The organism is Streptomyces sp. NPDC058375 (assembly GCF_042723425.1).
Lineage (GTDB): Bacteria > Actinomycetota > Actinomycetes > Streptomycetales > Streptomycetaceae > Streptomyces > Streptomyces durocortorensis.
This window is the reverse complement of the sequence record NZ_JBHXJG010000343.1, coordinates 1-5,937: the sequence shown is the minus strand read 5'-3', so window position 1 is coordinate 5,937 and position 5,937 is coordinate 1. Positions and strand designations below refer to the sequence as shown.

Sequence of the window (5,937 nt, the reverse complement as noted above, 5' to 3'; positions counted from 1 at the left end):
GACTCTTAATCAGCGGGTCCGGGGTTCGAGTCCCTGACGGCGCACAGACGGAAGAAGCCCCCCGCGGAAGCGGGGGGCTTCTTCGTGTGCGGGGCCGCCGCAGGGTTTCTTCAGACGCCGGTGGTGATCCGGACGGTCCAGGAGCCGGACGGGGTACGGTCGGCGACCTCGACGCGGGTGCCGTCGCCCGGAACGGTGAAGGTCTCGCCGACCCCGAGCGGGGCGTCGGCCAGCGGTGGATAGACCGAGCGGTCCCAGCAGGCCCCGGTCTCCGGATGGGTGTCGACCACCTCGACGGGCCCTCCGCCGGAGGCCGTCTCGCTGCGGACGCGGTAGATCAGGATGCCCTCGGCACAGGTGGACCGGTCGTTGCCGGTCGCGCCGCGGGCCTCGATGGCCAGGGCGCTGTCGGCGCCGGTGCGGACCACGGCGAGCCGGGTTCCGATCGAGCCGCCGGGCACCGGGGCGGCGGCGACCGGTTCCAGGGTGAGGTCGGCCGAGCCCTGGACGCAGACGACCTGCCGGCCGCCGAGCCAGCCGAGCTTCCACTTGTGCCAGCCGAACAGGTCGGGGGCGAGGCCGAACTGGCTGCCCATGACGTCCCAGTCGCCGACGTACGTGTCCCAGTCGCCCTTGCCGTCGACGGGGCGGTGGTAGAGGTCGGCGAGGTCGAAGACGTGTCCGGTCTCGTGGGCGAGGACGTTGCGGTCGGGCGGGTGCTGCTCGAAGACCGTGACGACGCGCCGGATGTCATGGTCGTCGGCGCGCAGCGGCCGGTCGAAGTTGACGACCTTGGTGGCGTCGGAGTCCACGCCGGGGGCGTCCGGGTCGGCCACCAGGTAGACGACGTCGTACCGGGAGAAGTCCACCTCCGGGTCGGCGGCGGCGACGGCGTCACGCAGGTAGGCGGTGCGCCGCTCGGCGTTCCAGTCCCGCTCTATGGCGTACCAGGTGGAGTCGCGCGGCATCTGCGTCCAGCTCCGCTGCGGGTGCGGGCGCAGGGTGAACCGGCCGTAGCTGGCGCGCTCGAAGAAGCGGGTGGTGGCGGGGAAGTGGTCGGCGGTGAGCTCCTCAGGGGTGAGCGAGGGCTCGGAGTCCGGGAAGGACAGGAAGATCATGACCGCGTCGAGACCCTGGTCGGGGCGCGGGTAGGCCGCGTTCCAGGTGTTCAGGCCGAGCGAGTGGTGCGCCGCCGTCCGAGGCAGCGCACAGGGGGCGGCGTCCCCCGTGACGGCTGCGGCGGGGCCCGCGACGAGGGACGTGGCGGCGAGCGCCAGCAGGGAGGTGGCGGCGGCGGCCAGACTGCGCAGAGGCAGAGTCGGCCGTTCCGCTCCCCCGGGTCCGCGACGGCACGGCACATCGACCTCCGGGTGGGGAAACACGGTCCATCCCGTCCACCCTGTGCCGCTTCACCACGCCACGCCCTGTTGTACTGCCCCACACGGGTCAGCGGTCGAAATCGCCGCCCACACCTTCACGGAACGTCACCATCGGCCCGGTCGGCGGCCCGATGCAACAGATCCGCACAGAAATGATCAGGACCGGGCAAAGCGGAACGCCTGCCCCCGCTGCCTCGCGGACCCTCACGGTGGCCCGGACCGGACGGCGAGCTGGAACGGCCCACGCGGCACCCTCTATGCTTCACCACGCTTTCCCGCGTGGAACGGGCCCCTTCACGGGACCACCACCCGGCGGCCAGTTGGACCCCACCAGTTCACGACGACCTTCACAGCGGGAGCGAGCGGTGAGCGGAACCTCCGAAGGGCCCAGCGCCTCGGCAGGCACGGCCCCGGGCGCGCCCGGGGCGCCGGTCACGGAGCGTCATACGACGGCCCCGGCCGAGGGCGGCACCGCCGGGAGCAGTCCCACGGCGAACGGCCCCACCGAGGACCGTCCCACCGCCGCCGAGCTGCGCGACTACCGGGCCGCCTTCAACGCCGCCACGCTCCCCATGGGCGTCGTCGACGGCCGGGGCCACGTCGTCCGGGCCAACGAGGCGCTCGGCGGGCTGCTGGGAACCCCGGCCGCGGTCCTCGCCGGGCGGCAGGCGTGCGAGCTGCTCGACCTCGCCTCCGACGACCGCACCTGGCACGCCTACCGCGAGGTGCTCCTCGGCCGCCGCTCCCGGTTCCGCTGCACCCGCCGCCTCAAGCATTCCGACGGGCGCTCCCTCTGGGCCGAGATCACCGTCGTACCGATGACCGGCGCGTCGGCGACCGAGGCGGCCCGGGTGCTGCTGACGGTCGCGGACGTCAGCGACCGGCGCGAGCTCCAGGAGCAGCTGCGCCACCTCCAGATGCACGACCCGGTGACCCGGCTGCCCAACCGGACGCTGTTCTTCGAGCGCCTCGCCTCGGCCCTGGAGACCCCGCCCTACCAGGACGACTCCCTGCCGACCCGGCAGCACGCCCGGATCGGCCTCTGCTACCTGGACCTGGACGGCTTCAAGGCGATCAACGACACCCTGGGCCACCGCACCGGGGACCGGCTGCTGGCCGCCGTCGCCGCCCGGCTCACCGACTGCGCCGAGAACGACGCCTCCCGCAATCCCGGCGGCACCCGGCTGGTGGCGCGCCTGGGCGGCGACGAGTTCGCGATCCTGGTGGAGGACTCGGCCGGCACCCGGGAGCTGACCGACCTGGCCCACTCGGTGCTCGCCGCGCTCCAGCAGCCGTTCGACCTGGCCGGGCAGCGGCTCTCGGTCTCCGCGTCGATCGGGGTGGTCGAGCGGACCGCGGCCGGCACCTCGCCGACCGGTCTGATGCAGGCAGCCGACACCACGCTGTACTGGGCGAAGGCGGACGGCCGGGCCCGCTGGACCCTGTTCGACCCCGAGCGCAACGCCCACCGCATGACCCGCCAGTCCCTCTCCTCGACGCTCCGGCCCGCCGTGGAGCGCGGCGAGTTCACGCTGGAGTACCAGCCGCTGGTCGGGATGGCGGACGGGGTGCTGCGCGGGGTCGAGGCGCTGGTGCGCTGGAACCACCCGCAGTTCGGCGTGCTGCCGCCGAATCGGTTCGTCCAGATCGCCGAGGAGGACGGCTCGATCGTGCAGCTCGGCCGGTGGATCCTGCGCACCGCGTGCCGCCAGGCGCGGCGCTGGCAGCTGGACCACCCGGACGAGCCGCCGCTGTTCATCAGCGTCAACGTCGCCGTACGGCAGGTCTGGGACTCCGACCTGGTGGCGGACGTGGCGGAGATCCTCGCCGAGACCGGGCTCGCCCCCGGGCTGCTCCAGCTGGAGCTGACCGAGTCGGCGGTGATGGGCTCGGGCGGCCGCCCGCTGCGGGCGCTCCAGGCGCTGAGCGACATGGGCGTACGGATCGCCATCGACGACTTCGGGACGGGGTACAGCAACCTCGCCTACCTCAGCCGGCTGCCCGTCTCCGTACTGAAGCTGGACGGGGCGTTCGTGAAGGGCTTCCGGTACGAGGACGGTACGCACCCCAGCCCCGCCGACGAGACGATCGTGGAGGCCATGGTGCAGCTGGCGCACCGCCTGGGCCTGACCGTCACCGCGGAGTGCGTGGAGACGGCCGGGCAGGCGGAGCGGCTGCGGCGGATCGGCTGCGACACCGGGCAGGGGTGGCTGTACTCGCGGGCGGTGGCGCCGGAGCAGATCGCCGGGCTGATCGGATCCCGGCCGCTGGAGGGCTGACGTCTCCGGAACGGCCGGAACCCCGGGGCCGAGGCGGGAGCCGGGCCCGGCGCGGGAACCCGTGCCTGGCCCGGGGATCCGTGCCGACGGCGGCCTGAACGGCCGGAACCGTCCCCGCCGCTCAGGCCGCCGTAGGCAGGCCGTACGCGTCAGCGATCAGTTCATAGCTGCGCAGCCGCGCGTCCCCGCCGTGCGCGTTGGCGGTGATCATCAGCTCGTCGGCACCGGTGCGCTTGGCCAGGTCGTCCAGGCCGCCGCGGACCTCGTCGGAGGTGCCGTGGATGACGTTGGAGAGCCAGCCGTCGACGAACTCCCGCTCCATCGGGGAGAAGTCGTACGCCGCCGCCTCCTCCGGGCTCGGGATCAGCCCCGGGCGGCCGGTGCGCAGCCGGACCATCGACAGGGCCCCGGTCAGCACCTGGCGGCGGGCCTCGCGCTCGTCGTCGGCGGCCAGCGCCGAGACCCCGATCAGGGCGTACGGGGCATCCAGCACGGCGGAGGGCCGGAAGGACTCGCGGTACAGGTCGAGCGCCGGGATCGTGTTCTGCGCCGAGAAGTGGTGTGCGAAGGCGAACGGCAGCCCGAGCGTTCCCGCCAGCCGCGCGCTGAAGCCGGAGGATCCCAGCAGCCAGACGGGCGGCCGGTGCGCCGACTGCACCCCACCGGGGGCGTTCGCCTGCACCGGGCCCGGTACGGCGTGGATCCGGGCGTACGGGTGCCCGTCCGGGAAGTCGTCGTCCAGGAAGCGGATCAGCTCCATGAGCTGCTGCGGAAAGTCATCGGCCCCTTCGTTGAGCCGGTCGCTGCGCCGCAGGGCCGCCGCCGTCGCCCCGTCCGTACCGGGGGCGCGGCCGAGGCCGAGGTCGACCCGGCCCGGGGCCATCGCCTCCAGCGTGCCGAACTGCTCGGCGATCACCAGCGGCGCGTGGTTGGGCAGCATCACCCCGCCCGAGCCGAGCCGGATGCGCTCGGTGTGGGCGGCGATGTGCGCCAGGATCACGGCCGGTGAGGACGAGGCGACTCCGGGCATGGAGTGGTGCTCGGCGACCCAGTACCGGTGGAAGCCGCGGCTCTCGGCGAGCTTCGCGATCTCCACGCCGGTGCGCAGGGCCTGGCTCGCGGTGCGGCCGTGCCCCACGGTGACCAGATCGAGCACGGACAGCGGAACGGCGGCCGTTCCGGCTGCGGCGCCCCGGATCCCGTCCCCGTCGGTCGCTCCGCCCTTCGCGTCTCCGCCCTTCGCGTCGCCGCGGGTCTCGTCGCCTCGGATCTCGTCCACGTGTCGGCCTCTCCCGGTGCTGCTGTCGTACGTCTGCGTATCGCAGGGCAACAACAGGAGGGCGACTCCGTTTTATTCCCGGGGCCCGGGGCCCGGCGGGATCAGGCGTACGCGCCGCGCTACTCCCGTACCTCGATGCCCTTCGGCTCCAGCGTCCGCAGCACCGGCTCGCGGGTGGCGAACAGGGTGCCGAGCGTGGGCGCCCAGGTCCGGCGGTCGGCCAGGCGCAGCCCCTCCCAGACCGTGACCTGGTTCGCCGTGAGGACGGGTTTGCCGAGCAGCTCCTCCAGCTCGGGGACGTACGCGGTGGTGTGCAGGGAGGTGTCCGGGATCAGGACCACCTCGGCGTCCGGGTGGTCCGCCTCCCGCGCCAGCCGCTTCACCTCGTCCGGGGCCCAGGACCCGGCCTCGGCCGACGAGCCGGCCCCGCCGGACGCGGCGGCCACCACCTCGATGCCCGCCGACGCCAGGAACTCCGCGAAGAGCCCGGTGACGTCCTCGGGGTAGGGCGCGGCGACCGCGACCCGGCCGGCCCCCAGCTCCCGCACCGCGTGGCCGAAGCCGATGGAGGTGCTGGAGGCGGGCAGGCCCGCCGTCCGGGCGAGCGTGGCGACCTGCTCGTGGGCGCCTTCCCAGCCCTGCCCGAAGCTGCCGCCGCTGGAGGCCCAGATCAGCGCCTCGGCCCCGGCGAGGCGCAGCTCCTCGACGCCCTCGGCGATCCGGTCCGGCGCACCCTGCTCGCGCAGCGCGTCGGCGCGGTAGGCGTCCTCGCCGGTCCCGGTGGAGAACAGGGGCAGCCGGATGTCGGTGTCGAGCAGGATCTCGGTCCGTGGGAAGTCGTCCTCGGCGGCGTGGCCCGGGTAGAGAAGTCCTACGGTCGTCATGTCCACCCTTCCTGTGCGTCGACGGCTCGCCGCGCGGCGGGCGATCCCCTTCGCGGGATCGCGGCGGGCGGCCCCTCACGGGGCCGCCGCCGCCCACCCGACGCTCCGGCCGCCCT

The 5,937-nt window shown here is 74.0% G+C and carries 4 protein-coding genes; 1 reads left to right on the top strand and 3 read right to left on the bottom strand.

Annotated elements, in window-relative coordinates; genetic code table 11:
- Positions 1 to 110: 110 nt before the first annotated feature.
- A complete protein-coding gene (locus ACFWM7_RS32725) occupies positions 111 to 1,358 on the bottom strand; it encodes a M6 family metalloprotease domain-containing protein (RefSeq protein WP_383267715.1) in 1,248 nt (415 codons plus the stop codon).
- Positions 1,359 to 1,744: 386 nt separating this feature from the next.
- Between ACFWM7_RS32725 and ACFWM7_RS32720 the strand changes: the two genes are divergently transcribed.
- Positions 1,745 to 3,658: a putative bifunctional diguanylate cyclase/phosphodiesterase gene (locus tag ACFWM7_RS32720; protein WP_383267712.1), complete on the top strand. Its 1,914-nt coding sequence runs from the start codon at positions 1,745 to 1,747 to the stop codon at positions 3,656 to 3,658.
- Positions 3,659 to 3,779: 121 nt separating this feature from the next.
- Here the strand turns inward: ACFWM7_RS32720 and ACFWM7_RS32715 are convergent, their stop codons facing one another.
- Together ACFWM7_RS32715 and ACFWM7_RS32710 are read right to left on the bottom strand one after the other, a co-directional pair.
- Entirely contained in the window at positions 3,780 to 4,937 is a 1,158-nt protein-coding gene (locus ACFWM7_RS32715; RefSeq protein WP_383267709.1) for an LLM class flavin-dependent oxidoreductase, read from the bottom strand.
- A 119-nt stretch (positions 4,938 to 5,056) separates the two neighbouring features.
- Positions 5,057 to 5,821, bottom strand: coding sequence for a decarboxylase (locus tag ACFWM7_RS32710; protein ID WP_383267706.1), 765 nt, complete (start codon positions 5,819 to 5,821; stop codon positions 5,057 to 5,059).
- Between the last annotated feature and the right edge of the window lie 116 nt (positions 5,822 to 5,937).

Coding starts and splice junctions, on each gene's coding strand:
- ACFWM7_RS32710 (WP_383267706.1), bottom strand. CDS start 5,821: ATGACGACCGTAGGACTTCTCTACCCGGGCCACGCCGCCGAGGACGAC.